We start from the raw sequence: 15,814 nt of genomic DNA, 5'->3' as shown, positions 1-15,814 counted from the left end.
TTGATCGCAGCAGGTTCTGCGCCGCCTCACCACCTCGAAGCTCACGAGGTGGTGAGGTGCCTGCGCACCGACGCGTGTCGGGGGCTGACCACCGCGGAGGCGGATCGGAGGCGGGATCGCTTCGGCCCGAATGCGCTGCCCCGGCCGGGGACGGCAGGACCGGTCGTACGGCTGTTCCGGCAGGTGCGCGATCCGCTGGTGTACGTGCTGCTGGTGGCAGGTGTCGTGACACTGGCGTTCGGCGAAAGCGTGGACGCCGGCGTGATCTTCGGCGTTGTCGTGCTGAACACGATCATCGGATTCGTGGAGGAGTCGAAGGCCGAGTCGGCACTCGACGCACTGCGGAAAATGGTGCGCGCCAAGGCACGAACGCTTCGTGAGGGCCGCGAATGGACGATCGCGGCTGAGGACCTGGTTCCCGGTGATGTCGTGCTGGTCGAGGCCGGTGATCAGGTACCCGCAGACATGCGGGTGATCCGCGCAGCCGACCTGCACGTCGACGAATCCGCGCTGACCGGCGAATCGGCTCCGGTGATCAAGGAGCATCCGGCCCTGCCCGAACCGACGGTGGTGGCGGATCGTCGCAACATGCTGCATTCGGGCACCTTGGTCACCGCTGGGTCCGGTGCAGCTGTTGCGGTGGCCACTGGGGCCGCGACCGAACTGGGCAAGATCTACCTGCTGCTCGGTGCGGCGGAGAAGCTGGCGACCCCGCTGACCCGCAAGCTCGCCTGGTTCAGCAAGGTCCTGACCGTTGCGATCCTGGCGCTGGCGGTGATGACGTTCGGCATCGGGGTGGCCCGCGGGCAAGGCGCGGTGGAGATGTTCACCGCGGCCGTCGCACTGGCTGTCGGAGCGATCCCCGAGGGGCTGCCGGCGGCGGTCACCATCACGCTGGCCATCGGAGTCGGCCGGATGGCCAGGCGGCGGGCGGTGATCCGACGGCTGCCCGCGGTGGAGACGCTGGGCAGCACGACCGTGATCGGCTCGGACAAGACCGGCACGCTCACGGAGAACCAGATGACCGTGCAGTGCGTGTGGACTCCGGACGGCCGGTTCGACGTCACCGGATCGGGGTACTCGCCGGACGGCGAAGTCGTCGGTCGGCCGCGTTCCGAGGCGCTGCGGTGGTGCCTGCTCGCCGGGGCGGGCTGCAACGACGCCGCGCTCGCCCAACGCGACGGCCGTCCCATCGCCGTCGGCGATCCCACCGAAGCGGCCATGCTGGTGGTCGCGCACAAGGCGGACCTGGAACTCCACGGTGCCGAGCTCACCCGGGTCGCGACGATTCCCTTCACCTCCGACCGCCAGTACATGGCGACCCTGCACGAGATGCCCGACGGCGACGGGAGGGTGGTGCTGGCCAAAGGCGCGGTGGAACGGCTCCTCGTGTTGTGCGGCTCGGAGATGGCCTCCGACGGCACCCACCGGCCGATCGATCGACGCGCCGCGCTGGTCGCGGCCGATGAGCTAGCCCGAACAGGCCTTCGGGTGCTGGCCACGGCCATGAAACCCGTTGCGGCACAAGACGGCCTCGTGGAGAAGTCGATGCCCGGAACGCTCGTCCTCACCGGTTTGCAGGCCATGTTCGACCCGCCACGCGGTCATGCCGCCGACGCCGTGCGCGCCTGCCGCGAAGCGGGGATCAAGGTCACGATGATCACCGGCGATCACGCGGGGACGGCCACGTCGATCGCGAGGCGCATCGGGCTGCTCGGCGCCGGTGCGCACGCGGAGACGCTCACCGGTGCCGAACTGGCGGCTCTGCCGGAGCGGGAGTGGCCGGCTGCGGTGGATCGCGCCTCGGTGTTCGCGCGGGTCTCACCCGAGCAGAAGCTCCGCCTGGTCAAGGCGTTCCAGGCGCGTGGTCACGTGGTGGCGATGACCGGCGACGGCGTCAACGATGCCCCGGCACTGCGTCAAGCCGACATCGGGGTCGCGATGGGTCTCAGCGGGACCGAAGTCGCCAAAGAAGCCGCTGACATGGTGCTCACCGACGACGACTTCGCCACGATCGAGGCCGCCGTGGAGGAAGGCCGAGGAGCCTTCGACAACCTCACCAAGTTCATCGTGTGGACCCTGCCGACGAACATGGCCGAGGGTCTGGTCATCCTCGCGGCCATCGTCGTCGGTTCCGCCCTGCCGATCCTGCCCACCCAGATCCTGTGGATCAACATGACCACCGCCGTCGCCCTCGGCCTCATGCTCGCCTTCGAGCCCAAGGAGGCGGGCAGCATGCAGCGCCCACCCCGTGACCCGGGCACGCCGTTGCTCACCGGTGCCTTGGTCCAGCGGATCCTGCTCGTCTCGGTGCTGCTGGTCGGTGGCTCGTGGTGGCTGTTCGAATGGGCGCAAGCCACCGGAGCCACGTTGCCCGAGGCCAGGACCGCGGCCGTGAACTTCTTCGTCGCCGTGGAGGTCGCCTACCTGTTCAGCTGCCGGTCGCTGAACAGGTCGATCTGGAGCATCGGCGTTCTCGGCAACCGTTGGGTCGTGGGCGGCGTGACCGTCCAAGCTGCCGGGCAGCTCGCGATCACCTACCTGCCGGTGTTCAACTCCTTGTTCCACACCGCCCCAATCAGCATGCACCTGTGGTCGCTCGTTCTCGGGCTGTCCCTCCTGGCATGGCTGGTCATCGCCGCCGACAAGCGTTTGCGACGCCACTTCGACCAGGCAGCTCCCGCAGGACCCCGGTCTTCCACGACCAGCGTTGGGCCTCCCGCCGAATGATCTGTGCGTCACGGCGGCGTCTCGGCCGACCCTCCAACAGCGCATCGGGAGGCGCCTTATCAGGCGAGTGGGACGGGAGTCTTGTCAGAGCCACGTCTCGATCGCCAGGAGGTCTCGCATGGAGATGACTCCCACGACCGCAGGGCCTCGTTTGACTGGCAGGTGGCGAACGCCTGCATCGAGCATCCGGCGCGCGACGTCCTGGGTGTCCTCCCCGACGGTGGCTGTTTCGAGTTGGTGGGAAGCGAACGCCGTGGCTGTGGTCTGCTGGGGGTCGGCTTGTTCCGCGATTGCCCGGACGAGGTCACGTTCGGAGATGATGCCGATGATCCGCTCGCCGTCGAGCACGGCGAGCGCACCGACGTGGTCAGCGGTCATCTTCCGCGCGACGTCGGCGAGCGCATCCGTCGCGTCGCAGGTGAGTGTTCCAGGGTGGAAGGCTTCCTCGACTTGCATGGCTTCACCTTCTCCGTCTCAGTGCCGTTCGGAGGCTAGGTGGGCGGCCGGGGTTTGGCCACGGTGACCTGCCGGTTGCCAGTGCCACCGCCCGGGCGACCTCGCGCGCATGCGGGTCGTCGACCGGGTCGGTGATCACGACCGCGCCATCGCGCACCGCGACCGGCCACTGCTCGAACCGGCCGAGGTTGCGGCGGATCACAGCGTCGTCACGGGCGAGCCCGCGCATCAGGTCACGCCGGGTGACGATGCCGACGACGATCCCGTTCTGCACGGCGGGAACGGTACGCAGGTTGTGCTTGAGCATCGTTTCGGCGATGTCGGCGCAGTCGGTGTCCGGCGCTGCGGCGCGCACCTTCTTGGTCATGATCTGGTTGACGAGGGTGGGCTGCGTGCTCGTCCGGACGTCGCGGACGCGGCTGCGGGGATCGTAGGCGATCGCGTCTCTGATCAGGTCGGCCTCGGTCACGATGCCGATGAGTACGCCGTCATCGTCGACGACTGGTACGGCCGTGAAATCGTGTTCGGTCAGCACCACGCTGGCGGTCCTGATCGAGTCGAAGCCGCGGACGGTGACGACCGGCCGTGACATGACGTCTCCGGCTTGCATCGTGCCTCCCGACTGAATCCACCGCAGCGGAGTTGGCCGCGGTCGCCACTCTGCCTGGTACAGCCGCCATCCGGGAGGGTCGAACGGCATCGATGCGCCTCCCGTGTGAGAAGCACGTGGTGCCAGGGGCCGTTGGGCCCTTGGTAGCCGCCATGTTCTTTCGCGATTCTGGGGTATCGAGCCGTACTTCTGCGGGGGTCGTGTCGAACACGCAGGAGCAGGCCGACGACGCCCACGCCGGCGGCATCGGCGGTGATGCTGACCTGCGATCGGGCGCAGAGCGAAGGAGATGAGGAACATGGCGCACGCGGGACACGGGGGCGTCCACTACCCGACGGCTCGGGAGTCCTGGGCCGGTGGAGTGGAGTTGTTCGCCGCCGTCATGATGATCATCGTCGGGATGTTCCACGTCATCGTCGGGCTCACGGCGATCCTGCAGAGTTCGTACTACGTGGTCACGGCGAACTACGCCTTCACCTTCGAGGTCACGGCCTGGGGCTGGGTGCACCTGGTGCTGGGCGTCCTGATCGCGATCACAGGTATCGCGCTGACCATGGGCCAGTCCTGGGCGCGGGTCGTCGGCATGATCATCGCCGGCATCAGCGCGCTGGGGAACTTCCTGTTCATCCCGTACGAGCCGGTGTGGTCGCTGCTCATCATCGCGATCGACGTCGCCGTGATATGGGCGCTGGCCGTGGACCTTCGCGAAGGTGCGCAGCGCAGAACAGTCGTCGAGAAGTAGCCGAACGCATCGAGCGGCGTGCTGGGTGGGTGAGCGCACGCGCGCCTTGGCCACGCTCACGCATGCTGTTTGGCATGCTCGGTCCGGATTCGGACGGCGGTGACCTTGTACTCCGGGCAGCCGGTGGCGGTGTCGGTGTGCGGCGAGGTGAGGTCGTTGACGGCGACGTCCGGGAAGTGGAACGCCGCGAACACCTGGCCGGGTGCAACATCTGGGTTGAGGTGCGCGGTCAGGGTGACCCGGCCCCACCGGCTGGCGACGGTCACCTCCGCCCCGTCCACCACGTGCAGGTGCGCGGCGTCGACCGGGTGGAGTTCGAGCGCTTCGGCGGGAAGCAGTTCGGCGTTGGGGGTGCGGCGGGTCATGGATCCGGTGTTGTAGTGCACGAGCCGCCGACCCGTGACCAGGAGGTACGGGAATTCGCCGTCGGGTTGTTCCCCCGGCGGCAGGTAGGGGCGGGCGGCGAGCGCGGCGCGGCCGTCCGGCGTGGCGAACCGGTCGAGGTGGAGCACCGCCTCGCCGGGCTGATCGAGTGTCCTGCAGGGCCAGTGCAGGGGGCCTTCGGCGTCGAGCCGCTGGTGCGACAGGCCGGCGAAGACGGGCGTCAACGAGGCGCATTCGGCGAGCGCGTCGGCAGGTGTGCGGCAGCCCAGATCGACGCCCATGGCGTTGGCGATGCGGTGCAGGATGTCGAAGTCGCTGGCCGCACCTCCGGGTGGGGTCACGGCGGGGCGCACCCGTTGGAAGCGGCGGTCGAAGTTCACGAAGGTGCCGTCCTTCTCCAGGAAGGAGGCGGCCGGCAGGACGACGTCGGCGTGCTCGGCCGTTCGGGACGAGAACAAGTCGTGGCAGACCACCAGATCGCAGGCGCGTAATGCGGCGCGGACGTGGGCGGCGTTGGGATCGCTTTGCACGATGTCCTCGCCGATCACGTGGATCGCGCGCACTTCCCCCGCGATCGCTGCGTCGAACATCTGCGGAATCCGCAGACCGGGCCGCTCCGGTACCGCGTGCCCCCACAGCGCCGCGAACCGGTCGCGGACAGCTGCGTCGGTGACGGGCTGGTACCCGGGCAGGAAGTCCGGGAGCGCTCCCATGTCGGAGGCGCCTTGGACGTTGTTCTGCCCTCGCAGCGGCAAGATCCCGCAACAGCCCGGGGTACCGACTGCGCCGCGGAGCAGGGCCAGGTTGGTCAGGGTCCGCACGCCGTCCGTGCCGTGGGCGTGTTCGGTGATGCCCAGTCCGTAGACGATGACGGGACGCTGCGCTCGCCCGAACAACCGCGCAGCGTCGATCAGGTCCGCGGCCCGCACATCGGCGATCTCGGAGGCGAGGTCCGGCCGGTAGTCCTCGACCAGCCTCGCGAGCTCGGCGAAGCCCGTGGTGCGCTGGTTCAGGAAGTCGTGGTCGAGGTGGTCCTCGGCGATCAGCACGTGGGCGATTCCGTTGAAGACGGCGACGTTGGAGCCGGGGCGGGCTTGCAGGTGGACGTCGGCGAGGGCGGCGAGTTCGGTGCGCCGGGGGTCGATGACCACGAGGCGGGCCCCGGCCAGGACCCGTTGTTTGATGCGGGCTCCGACGACGGGGTGGGCTTCGGTGGGGTTGGCGCCGGCGAGCAGGATGCAATCGGTGCGGTCGAGGTCGTCGAGCGGGTTGGTGCCGCCGGCCAGGCCGAGGGACGCGGTGAGCCCGGCCGCCGAGGGGGCGTGGCACAGGCGGGAGCAGTTGTCGATGCTGTTGGTGCCGATGGCGGTGCGGAGGAACTTCTGCGCCAGGTAGTTCTCCTCGTTGGTCGCCCGTGCGGAGGAGATCATGGCGATGGCGTCCGGCCCGTGCCGGTCCCTGATCGCGACCAGCCGGTCGGCGACCACGGTGATGGCGTCGTCCCAGGTGGCTTCGAGGAGTTGTCCGCCTCGGCGGATCAGCGGGGCGGTGAGCCGGTCGTCGGCGCGAACGAAGGTGTGGGCGAACCGGCCCTTGATGCAAGCGTGGCCGCGATTGACCGGAGCACTGCGCACCGGGGTGATCGCGGCGATCTCGCCGTCGCGGACGTGGACGTCCAGGGTGCAGCCCACACCGCAGTAGCCGCAGGTGGTCGTGGTCGTCGTGGTGACAGGTCGGGGGTCGAGCAGGCCGGGTTCGGACAGCGCACCGGTGGGGCAGCTGTCCACGCACCCGCCGCACCCGACGCAGGGCGAGGACACCCACGGCCCGCCGTCGCCCGCGGTGACGACCGTGTCGAAGCCGCGGCCGGTGAGATCGAGGGCGAAGGTGCCCTGGACCTCTGCGCACATGGCCACGCACCGCCCGCAGGCGATGCACAGGTCGCGGTCGAGCTTGACGTACGGGTGGGAGTGGTCGGTGCCGCGATCGTGCGTGGCACCGGCGAAGCTGCTGGCCGTGATGCCGAAGTGGTCGCAGGCCCGGACGAGTTCACTGCGCTGGGCGGGGGCGTCCAACGCGCGTGCGGGAAGTTCGGAGACGATCAGCTCGACCGCGCCCATGGCTGCCTGCCGGGCAACGGGATCGTCGAGGCTGATGTGCATGCCCTCCGTGGCGGGAGCGGTGCAGGCGGCCACGACGCGCTCATTTGCCCGCACCAGGCAGGTCCGGCACGACCCGCGTGGTGACAAACGCTCGTCGTGGCAGAGCGCGGGCAGTTCGAGGTTGGCGGTGTGCACGGCATCGAGCACGCTGGTGCCGTCCGGAACGTCCACAGTGGCCTCGTTGATGTGCACGCGCATCAGGAATCTCCAGAGGTGAGCTCGTCCCGGTAGACGCGCAGCAGACTGCGCACCGCTGCGGGGACGCCTCGGCCGAAGGCGCACAGGCTGCCGACGGACATCACCTCCAGCAGCTTCTCGTGCTGGGAGAGGATCTGTTCGGATCCGGCCGGGAAGTGCGCGGCCAGCTCCTGGCCGCGGCGGGTTCCGACCCGGCACGGGGTGCACGCGCCGCAGCTCTCGGCTGCTGCGAATCTCCAGACGTGCTGCAGCAGCTCCCGAGCCGCGATCTGGTCGTCGATGGCGACGAGACTGCCGTGCCCGAGCGCCACACCGGCCTCGGTCAGAGCGCCGGCGAGCAGCGGCACGTCCAGATCATCGGGAGAGACGAAGCCACCCAGCGGTCCGCCGATCTGCAGGGCGCGGAGCCGGAAGCCGGGTTTGAGGCCGCCGCCCAGGTTTTCGACGATGTGGCGCAGCGGGACGCCGAACTCGACTTCGTACACGCCCGGATGCCGGAATCGCTGGCTCAGGCACACGAGCTTGGTCCCGGTCTCCGTCCGGTTGCCGAGCCTGGCGTAGTTGCCGCCTCCATGACGCAGCACCCACGGCACCGCGGCGAGGGTCTCGACGTTGTTCACCGCGGTGGGGCGCTCGGCCAGCCCGGATTCAGTCGGATACGGAGGCCGGGGCCGGACACCGCCGCGCAGTCCTTGCAGGGCGTGCAGCAGCGCAGTTTCTTCGCCTGCGACGTAGGAACCGGCACCCTCAACGACCTCGACGTCGAAGTCGAACGACGATCCGTGAACTCCGCGTCCCAGATGACCTGCGGCGCGTGCGGCATCCACCGCGGCTCGCATCCGCGCGACGGCGACCGGGTATTCGGAGCGCACGAACACCGCACCTCGGCTCGCGCCGGTCGCGAAGGCGGCCAGCGCCAGACCTTCGAGGACGCGGTCGGGATCGCTCTCCATCAGCAGCCGATCGCAGAACGAGCCGGGATCGCCCTCGTCGCCGTTGGCCACCACGAACCTCGGGGCCGGGCCGCGCGCTGCCGACCGCCACTTCTCGGCGACCGGGAACTCCGCGCCACCTCGGCCTCGCAGCCCCGCCAACGCCACTTCGGCGCGAACCGCTCCGGGAGGTACCGCGGTCACCACGTGCGGCCACACCTGCCAGGAACGTTCCGCTCCCACCAGTCCGGCGAGCACCACGGCCTCGCGTCCGGCCACCCGGTAGGGGATCGCGGGCGCCGCCGCGGCCGGGTGCTCGGTGTCCAGCAATCGCGCGCCGAGATCAGGGCCGGTGATCGGGGTGTGCCCGTCCAGCGCGGTCGGCGAGGCGTAGCAGTAGCCGAGGCAGTGCACCTCGGCCAGCGACACCGAGCCGTCAGCGCTGGTGCGGCCGGGAGCCACACCCAGCGCGGCCTCCGCGAGCGGCGCGGTGTGATCTCCCGCCGAGACGAAGCACGAGGTGCCCGCGCAGATCCGGACGTGCCGGGTGCCGTGCTCCCCGCCGAAGTCCGCGTAGAAGCCGGCCGCTCCGGCCACCGCCGCCACCGGCAGCCGGAACTCCTCGGCGATGGCGTGCAGGTCCCGCCGGTCGACTCGACCGTGGCGCACCGTCGTGTCGTGCAGCCGTTGGAGCACCGCGGTTTCATCACTCCCGAACCGCCGCTCCCATTCGACGAACGCATCTCGCCCCATGTATCCCCCTCACCGGGCAGGTGATCAGCCGGGGACCACTGCCACCGGGCAGGGCGCGTGGTGCAGCACGCCCCGGGCGACCGAGCCCACCAGCAGGCCGGTGAATCCGCCGAGCCCGCGATGGCCGACCACGAGCAGCTGCGCCTGGCACGCCGCCTCCCGCAGCGCCTGCACCGGCGGCACGTTCGACACGACCCGGCGCACTGGTACGTCCGGGAAGTTCCCGGCCCAGATGGAGACCTGGTCGGCGAGGTTCTGGTTGGCGGCCGCGACGAGTTCGTCGCGATCGGGGTGGTCGTAGGGGCCGGGGATGAAGTAGGCGTTCGGCAGCGCCTGCACCGCGACCAGTTCGCCGTGACGCCGAGCGGCCGCCTCGAAGGCGAAGCGCAATGCCGCTCGGCTCCCGGTCGAACCGTCGGTCCCGACGACGACGGGTCCTGATTCCGGCGAGGGTGCGCCGGGTACGACGACCACCGGTGTGGACGCATGGGTGGCCACCGCGGCACTGGTGGAACCGAGCAGCGTCTCCCGGAACGCGCCCTGCCCGCGAGAACCCACGACGACCAGCAGAGCGGAAGCCGAACGGTGCACCAGTTCCTCGGCGGGGTGGCCGGGACCGACCTCGTCGGTGATCTCCAGCTCGGGCACGGCCTGCCGGCAGCTGCTGCTGATGTCGTGCACCACCGCCTTGGCATGCGGCTCACGGGCAGGATCGTTGTTGACCAGCACCAAGTGCAGCGGAGCCGACAGGCGGACCGCTTCGTCGGCCGCCCACAACGCCGCCCGCAAGGATGATTCGGAGCCGTCCACGCCTACCACGACCGACTGCTTCGTTCGTGCCATCCCCGCCCCCACCACGCTGATACGACAGACCACGCTGCCAACCGCAGCAGTCGTGCTGATAGGGCCGATGGACCCTACCCGCCAGTACTCGCGTGAGAGGAGCCGGGCCGGTTCGGCAAGCAGCTGGGCATCGGGAGAGCTGGTCGGCATGTTCGCCGGCTCCGGCGGGTAAACCCAGCGACGTCGAGCTGCCGATCGCCTGCCCGGGATGGGAAGACCATGAACGAGACCGAGCCGCGGATTCTGGTCGGCGTGGACGGATCACCCGGATCCCGAGCGGCGCTGCGGTGGGCGCTGCGCTACGCCGAGCTCTGCGACGGTCGTGTCATCGCGCTGATCGCGTGCGCGATTCCGGCCTTGATCGATGTGGCCCTGATGCTGGAGGACGACGTCGCAGCCAACGCGAAACGGGAACTGGAGAAAGCCGTGGAGGAAACCCGCGCACTGCTGGGGACACGGCGCCCGGTGGAACGACGAGTGGTGCGCGATCACGCCGCGCGAGCATTGTTGGAGGAAGCGCGAGCACAGGACGTCGATCTGCTGGTGGTGGGGCATCGCGGGCACGGCGGATTCGTCGAGGCGATGTTGGGCTCGGTGAGCCAGCACTGCGTCCACCACGCTCCGTGCCCGGTCGTCGTGGTCCGCCGATCAGCCTGACGCCGGGCGAGCCGACCAGCTCACTCGTGCCTGCTCCGCGCTCGGCTTCGATGTCGTTGGTGGTGCGGCGCCCGCATCGCCCGAGTTGTGCCGTGCTGAAGCGGCCGTACGGTCGAGGCGGGGAGGAGTGACTCATGCACCACGCGAACGTCGTGGGGGTTGACGGATCCGAGTCAGCGGTAACCGCAGTGCGCTGGGCCGCGAACGACGCCGCGTTGCACCGAGCGCCGCTGCGGCTGCTGTCGGTCGGACCCGAGGCGTTGCCCGACGCAGCTCGCGCCGCCGATGAAGTCAACCGGCAACGTTGGTTGGACTCCGCGACACGGCTGGCCACCGAGGTCGCTCCGGAGGTCCAGGTCCGCTCGGAGCTCCGCCGAGGTGATCCCCGTTCCGTTCTGGTCGAGGAATCCGAGCAGGCCCGTCGAGTGATCGTCGGAATCCGAGGGCTCGCTGAGCGAACCGGTTTGCCGGTCGGCTCCATCGCCGACGCGGTCGCCATGCACGCCGCGTGTCCGGTTGCCGTGGTGCGCGGACGGGTACCCGAGGCTGCCGCGCGGAGTCCGGTCCTGGTCGGGGTCGATGGTTCCCGCGTCGGCGAGTGCGCCGTGGCTGCGGCGTTCGAGGAGGCATCGGTTCGCCGCGTTCCGCTGGTTGCCGTGCACGTCTGGACGGATGTCGCGATCGAGCCCTGGTTCCCCGTCGACGACCGGGAATGGGAGGAGATCGACGAGACCGAACGGGCTGTGCTGGCTGAACGCCTCGCCGGGTGGCAGGAGAAGTACCCGGATGTCGAGGTGCGCCGGGTGGTGGAGCGGGACCGACCGGTGCGCTACCTGATCGAGCACGCCGAGAACGCCCAGCTGATCGTCGTCGGCAGTCGGGGCCGGGGTGGCATGACCGGGATGCTGCTGGGCTCGACCAGCCGAGCCTTGCTGTACATGGCCCCGTGCCCGGTGCTCATCGCCCGGTCCCCGCGAGCCTGAGCACTGCGCGAGCGATGGCACCCGTGACGGCTGTCCTGGACGCCGCGAGCGGGACCAGCTGGTGACCATCAGCCCTAGCAGGGGGCGTGGCTGGTGCGGAACTGTCGAGCCGGGCGCTTCGCCCACCGAGGTGGCATCCGATGATGGGGCCGCCCAGAAACAACCGGCCCGGGTACCCGGCAGCGGCGAAGCCTGGAAGCAGCAGGAGGTAGTCGTGAGCAGTTCTGGGGTGAAGCCGGTCGTGGTCGGGATCGACGGGTCGTCGTCGGCCCTGGACGCAGCGTGTTGGGCGGCCGTCGAAGCGGCCCGCCGCGAAACGTGGCTGCGGATCGTCTTCGCTGACGTCTTCGCGCAGGTCTACCTGCCGGAGCTGCCGACGATCCCGCTGCCGGAGACCTACAGCGATGCGATGGCGCGACAAGCCAGGACCTGGCTGGACCGAGCCGAACAGGAGGCACGATCCGCAGCACCTGATGTCGAGGTGCGAACCGTCTCGCACACCGGGGGTGCGGCGCCGGTGCTCATCGACGAGTCGCAGCGGGCTCAGTTGGTGGTTGTGGGGAGCCGTGGGATCGGTGGATTCACGGGCTTGATCGTGGGGTCGGTCGCCGTGGCCCTGTGCGCGCACGGTCATTGCCCGGTCGCGGTCGTGCGGCAAGCACCTGCCGATGTGGACCCGGCTGCGCCGGCAGTCGTCGGCGTGGACGACCGGGACCAGCAGGAACCGGTGCTGACCGCCGCCTTCGAAGCAGCCGCGATGCGCCGCGTGCTGTTGGTGGCTGTGCACGCCTGGCACGAAGTGGGATCCCAACGCGCCTGGAAGGACTTCAACGCAGCGGGACAAGCGGCTGCGGTGCACGCCGAGGAGGAACGCTACCTCGCCGAAGCGATGGCGGGGTGGGCCGACAAGTACCCGGATGTCGCAGCACGTCGCGTCGTGGCGCACGGCCAGGCCGCTCGAGCGCTGCTCGACCACGCCGAACACGCTCAACTCGTCGTAGTGGGCTCCCGCGGCCGCGGAGGCCTTTCAGGGCTGCTACTGGGGTCGACCAGCCAGCAGTTGGTGCACCACGCCCCGTGTTCTGTGCTCGTGGTGCGGTGACCACTGCGGATCTCGGGAGGAGGGAAAGACGCACTACTGGGACGACTGCGACCCGGTGTCTGGGGAATGGCGATGATAACGGTGAGCATGGTTCTGTTCTGGGCTTTGATCACCGCCTCCAGCGTTGCGCTGGTCCGTTACGTCGGCCAGGCCGGAGGTAGAGAGCAGAGGCCCACTTCTGCGGAGGAGATCCCCTCCGAGCGGTACGCGCGCGAGGAGATCGACGACGAGGAGTATCGCCGCCGCCTGCAGGCATTGTCGGAGCGCGGCCACTGGAAAACCTGACATGGCACGGGAACTGGATGCCTCGCACGCTGGAGGGGGTCATCCGGGAGCGCGTGCGAAAGCCGATCGGTCCCTTTTCCGCACGAGGAGAATTCCCGATGAAAGACGAAACGGAAGAGGCTGGCAGGGCAGCGGCAAGCACTGCCACCTCGACGCCTTGGACGGCCGCTGACTGTGAGGTGGCGGCCGACGAATCCGCCGACGATCACGACGTCGGCATCCTCAGTCGGCCACCGCAAGCGGTGTAGCCAGGCGGAGACGACGACAGCCGTGTCCGGTCTGCGCACCGATCTGTACGAGATCAGGATGGCGGCCAGCTACTCGCGCCGAGGTATGACCGCGCCCGCGACGTTCAGCCTGTTCACCCGGAAACTGCCGCGGGAGCGTGGTTTCCTCGTCGCGGCGGGGCTTGCCGACTGCCTGGAGTTCCTGCAGGAGCTGCACTTCGACGCTGATGAGCTTCGCTACCTCGCTGACGTGGTCGGGCTCGGCGCGGACGACCTGGCTGCGCTGGGGGAGCTGCGGTTCACCGGCGAGGTGCGGGCGGTGCCCGAGGGGCGTGTGGTCTTCGCAGACGAGCCGCTCCTGGAAGTCACCGCGCCGATCGCGCAGGCGCAACTGGTGGAGACGGCGCTGCTGAACTTCGTGACGTTCCAGACGTCGGTGGCGACCAAGGCGGCCCGGTGCCGGATCGCGGCGCCGCACGCCGACCTCATCGACTTCGCGGCCCGCCGCACGCACGGGCTGGAGGCCGCCAGGGCGGTCGCGCGGGCTTCGGCCATCGCCGGCTTCACGGGAACGAGCTACGTGGCCGCGGCTCGGGAGTTCGATCTTCCCTCCTCCGGAACGATGGCGCACTCCTACGTGGAGGCCTTCCCCGATGAACGATCCGCTTTCACCGCCTTCGCCGAAGACTTCCCCGGCATCACGGTGTTCCTCGTGGACACCTACGACACCGCCCAGGGCGTGCGCACGGCCATCGACGTCGCTGGTGGGCGCACCGAAGGCCTCGTCGGGATCCGGCTCGACTCCGGTGACTTGGCAGAACTGGCGAGGTGGTCCCGTCGTCTTCTCGACGAGGCCGGGTTCTCGACCGCCAGGATCATGGCCAGTGGCGGGCTGGACGAACATCAGCTCGCCGACCTCGCGGGTACTCCGATCGACGCATTCGGCATCGGGACCCGCATGGGGGTGTCGGCCGATGCCCCGTCCCTGGACAGCGCCTACAAACTCGTCGAGTACGACCACCATCCCGTGATGAAACTATCGCCGGGCAAACTGACCGCCCCCGGAGCCAAGCAGGTCCACCGCGGTGCTCCCGGGGAACCGGACCTCCTCGCTCTGCGCGACGACATCGCCCCGCCCGGGCGAGAACCGCTGCTGGAGGTCGTGATGCGCGACGGTGCACGCCTGAACGACCCAGAACCCGTCGCGGTGGCACGCCGACGATTCGAAGGAGAACTGCGGTGGCTTCCCGACGCTGCGCGTCGGCTCACCGACCCGAGCCCTGTCGAGGTGTCGTGGAGTCCGGAACTGCAGCGCCTGACCGATGAGTTGCGGCGCTCATTGGTCACTCGTATGGGGCTGGAGAACACCACGAAGCGGAAGCAATAGCTTTGCTTTGCGCGTGCAGTCCTGGATGTGCGCGGGACGGTCCCACGGGGGCGAACCAGGATGAAACGGTTCTTCCCGACTGCCCCCTTCTCGACGTGCGATCTCGGCACTGCACGAGTAGACCCGGCTTCGACAGCAGACCTGAGCAGTGGAGGCGCGATGACCGAGAACGAGCCGCGGATCGTCGTCGGGGTGGACGGCTCGCCGGGTTCCCGGGACGCGCTGCGGTGGGCGCTGAACTACGCCGGGCATTGCGGTGGAACCCTGACCGCGCTGATCGCATGGACACCGCCGACGCTCGTCGAAGCCGCACCCATGCCACCGGTGATCTCGGACGAGGATTCGAAGAGGCATGCCGAACAGCAGCTCCGGCAGACCGTCGACGAGACCACGGCGACGCTGGCGACATCGGTGCCCGTTCACCACGAGGTGGTTCGTGGCCCGGCTGCGCGGTCGCTGCTGGATCACGCCCAGCACGCCGATCTCCTGGTGGTGGGAAGCCGCGGCCACGGCGGGTTCGCCGGTGCTCTTCTGGGCTCGGTGAGCCTGCATTGCGTGAGCCATGCGCACTGTCCGGTCGTCGTCGTCCGACCAGGCGCCACATGACCGACTCACGCGAGACAGTCGGTGGGCGATTCGCATCCCCGGAACCCGTGGAGATCATGAGGATGGATAACTCGCGCACCGGAACGTCACCGGCACGCTTCGTATACCCGAACAGCGTTGCGATTACGCAAGGCCGCTTCGCATCGATCAGCCGGTAGCCGCCGAGGAACCGGCCCTGTGTGCGGACCTGGGTGCGCATGGCGGCCAGGACTCGGTGGCGTGCTCGCAGTACTTCTTGGCGGGACTGTGAGCCCAGCAGCATCCGGGCCTGGTGCGCCGGTTCTTCGAGATCCACCGGTCGCTGGCTGCTGGTAGCCACACTTGCACTCCTACTTCGGCCAGGGCGGCCAGGACTGTCTGGAATTGGTTGCCGTAGAAGGCGCGTTCGTATTCGCCGATGACCACGGCATCAAAGCCACGATCTGGGCGTTGTGCGGCGGTCAGCAGGGCCGGGGCGCGGGGGCGTGTGGTCCAGGGCCACCGTCGTGAGCAGCCTCTGTCGAAGTACTCGGCCACGGTGGTTGACATCCGGCCGTAGAAGGCGAACCGCACCAGCGGCCTGTGGTCGGTGCTTCCCGACGCTGGTCGTCTGCGCTGGTCGCGCTTGGCCGGCGATGCTGTGCCTCGTCGTGCTGTCCTGGTTGCCACCGTGCACCTCGTATTCCAGACCGCTGATCGGGCGGTTCTGGAACGCCGGGGTGCCACCCAGATGACGCCGGGCTCGCCCAGGGGCACCCGAACAGCCGCATCCCGGTCG

The 15,814-nt window shown here is 69.2% G+C and carries 13 protein-coding genes; 8 read left to right on the top strand and 5 right to left on the bottom strand.

Annotation, left to right across the window (positions count from 1 at the left end):
* The gene (locus C4T78_RS03895; protein WP_177247404.1) at positions 1 to 2,730 is read left to right on the top strand and encodes an HAD-IC family P-type ATPase; all 2,730 of its coding nucleotides are present in this window, start codon (positions 1 to 3) and stop codon (positions 2,728 to 2,730) included.
* 84 nt (positions 2,731 to 2,814) lie between these two features.
* On the opposite strand, the gene C4T78_RS03890 is transcribed toward C4T78_RS03895, so the two are convergent.
* Both C4T78_RS03890 and C4T78_RS03885 read right to left on the bottom strand, forming a co-directional pair.
* A complete protein-coding gene (locus tag C4T78_RS03890) occupies positions 2,815 to 3,186 on the bottom strand; it encodes a CBS domain-containing protein (RefSeq protein ID WP_093347136.1) in 372 nt (123 codons plus the stop codon).
* A gap of 4 nt (positions 3,187 to 3,190) precedes the next feature.
* Entirely contained in the window at positions 3,191 to 3,796 is a 606-nt protein-coding gene (locus tag C4T78_RS03885) for a CBS domain-containing protein (protein ID WP_235863045.1), read from the bottom strand.
* A gap of 298 nt (positions 3,797 to 4,094) precedes the next feature.
* On the opposite strand from C4T78_RS03885, the gene C4T78_RS03880 reads away from it, so the two are divergent.
* On the top strand, positions 4,095 to 4,538 hold the full coding sequence (locus tag C4T78_RS03880; RefSeq protein WP_093347139.1) for a DUF7144 family membrane protein: 444 nt from the start codon (positions 4,095 to 4,097) through the stop codon (positions 4,536 to 4,538).
* Positions 4,539 to 4,594: 56 nt separating this feature from the next.
* Here C4T78_RS03880 and fdhF read toward each other — a convergent pair whose 3' ends face one another.
* The 3 genes from fdhF to C4T78_RS03865 are packed head-to-tail and all read right to left on the bottom strand — an operon-like array spanning position 4,595 to position 9,810.
* Positions 4,595 to 7,282 carry a formate dehydrogenase subunit alpha gene (fdhF, locus tag C4T78_RS03875; protein ID WP_093347141.1) on the bottom strand — a complete coding sequence of 896 codons (2,688 nt, stop codon included), beginning with the start codon at positions 7,280 to 7,282 and terminating at the stop codon, positions 4,595 to 4,597.
* Positions 7,282 to 8,967, bottom strand: a complete 1,686-nt coding sequence (locus C4T78_RS03870; protein WP_093347144.1) for an NAD(P)H-dependent oxidoreductase subunit E — start codon at positions 8,965 to 8,967, stop codon at positions 7,282 to 7,284. Before C4T78_RS03870 ends, fdhF begins: the two co-directional genes overlap by 1 nt.
* Positions 8,968 to 8,991: 24 nt before the next feature.
* Positions 8,992 to 9,810 (bottom strand): universal stress protein, encoded by an 819-nt coding sequence (locus C4T78_RS03865; protein WP_093347147.1) that lies wholly within the window; start codon positions 9,808 to 9,810, stop codon positions 8,992 to 8,994.
* Positions 9,811 to 10,029: 219 nt separating this feature from the next.
* Between C4T78_RS03865 and C4T78_RS03860 the strand changes: the two genes are divergently transcribed.
* From C4T78_RS03860 to C4T78_RS03835, 6 genes are all read left to right on the top strand, one after another.
* Positions 10,030 to 10,467 (top strand): universal stress protein, encoded by a 438-nt coding sequence (locus C4T78_RS03860; protein WP_093347149.1) that lies wholly within the window; start codon positions 10,030 to 10,032, stop codon positions 10,465 to 10,467.
* A 134-nt stretch (positions 10,468 to 10,601) separates the two neighbouring features.
* On the top strand, positions 10,602 to 11,450 hold the full coding sequence (locus C4T78_RS03855) for a universal stress protein (protein WP_093347151.1): 849 nt from the start codon (positions 10,602 to 10,604) through the stop codon (positions 11,448 to 11,450).
* 229 nt (positions 11,451 to 11,679) lie between these two features.
* Complete coding sequence (locus tag C4T78_RS03850) at positions 11,680 to 12,552, top strand: universal stress protein (protein WP_235863046.1); 873 nt, start codon at positions 11,680 to 11,682, stop codon at positions 12,550 to 12,552.
* Between the two features lie 87 nt (positions 12,553 to 12,639).
* Positions 12,640 to 12,837, top strand: a complete 198-nt coding sequence (locus C4T78_RS03845; RefSeq protein ID WP_218161458.1) for an SHOCT domain-containing protein — start codon at positions 12,640 to 12,642, stop codon at positions 12,835 to 12,837.
* Positions 12,838 to 13,011: 174 nt separating this feature from the next.
* A complete protein-coding gene (locus C4T78_RS03840; protein ID WP_258958319.1) occupies positions 13,012 to 14,451 on the top strand; it encodes a nicotinate phosphoribosyltransferase in 1,440 nt (479 codons plus the stop codon).
* A gap of 159 nt (positions 14,452 to 14,610) precedes the next feature.
* Positions 14,611 to 15,057, top strand: coding sequence for a universal stress protein (locus tag C4T78_RS03835; RefSeq protein WP_093347163.1), 447 nt, complete (start codon positions 14,611 to 14,613; stop codon positions 15,055 to 15,057).
* The last annotated feature ends 757 nt before the right edge of the window (positions 15,058 to 15,814 follow it).

The organism is Saccharopolyspora kobensis, assembly GCF_900108315.1.
Taxonomy (GTDB): Bacteria; Actinomycetota; Actinomycetes; order Mycobacteriales; family Pseudonocardiaceae; genus Saccharopolyspora; species Saccharopolyspora kobensis.
The sequence above is the reverse complement of the archived record's forward strand: the minus strand, read 5'-3'. Positions and strand labels throughout refer to the sequence as shown.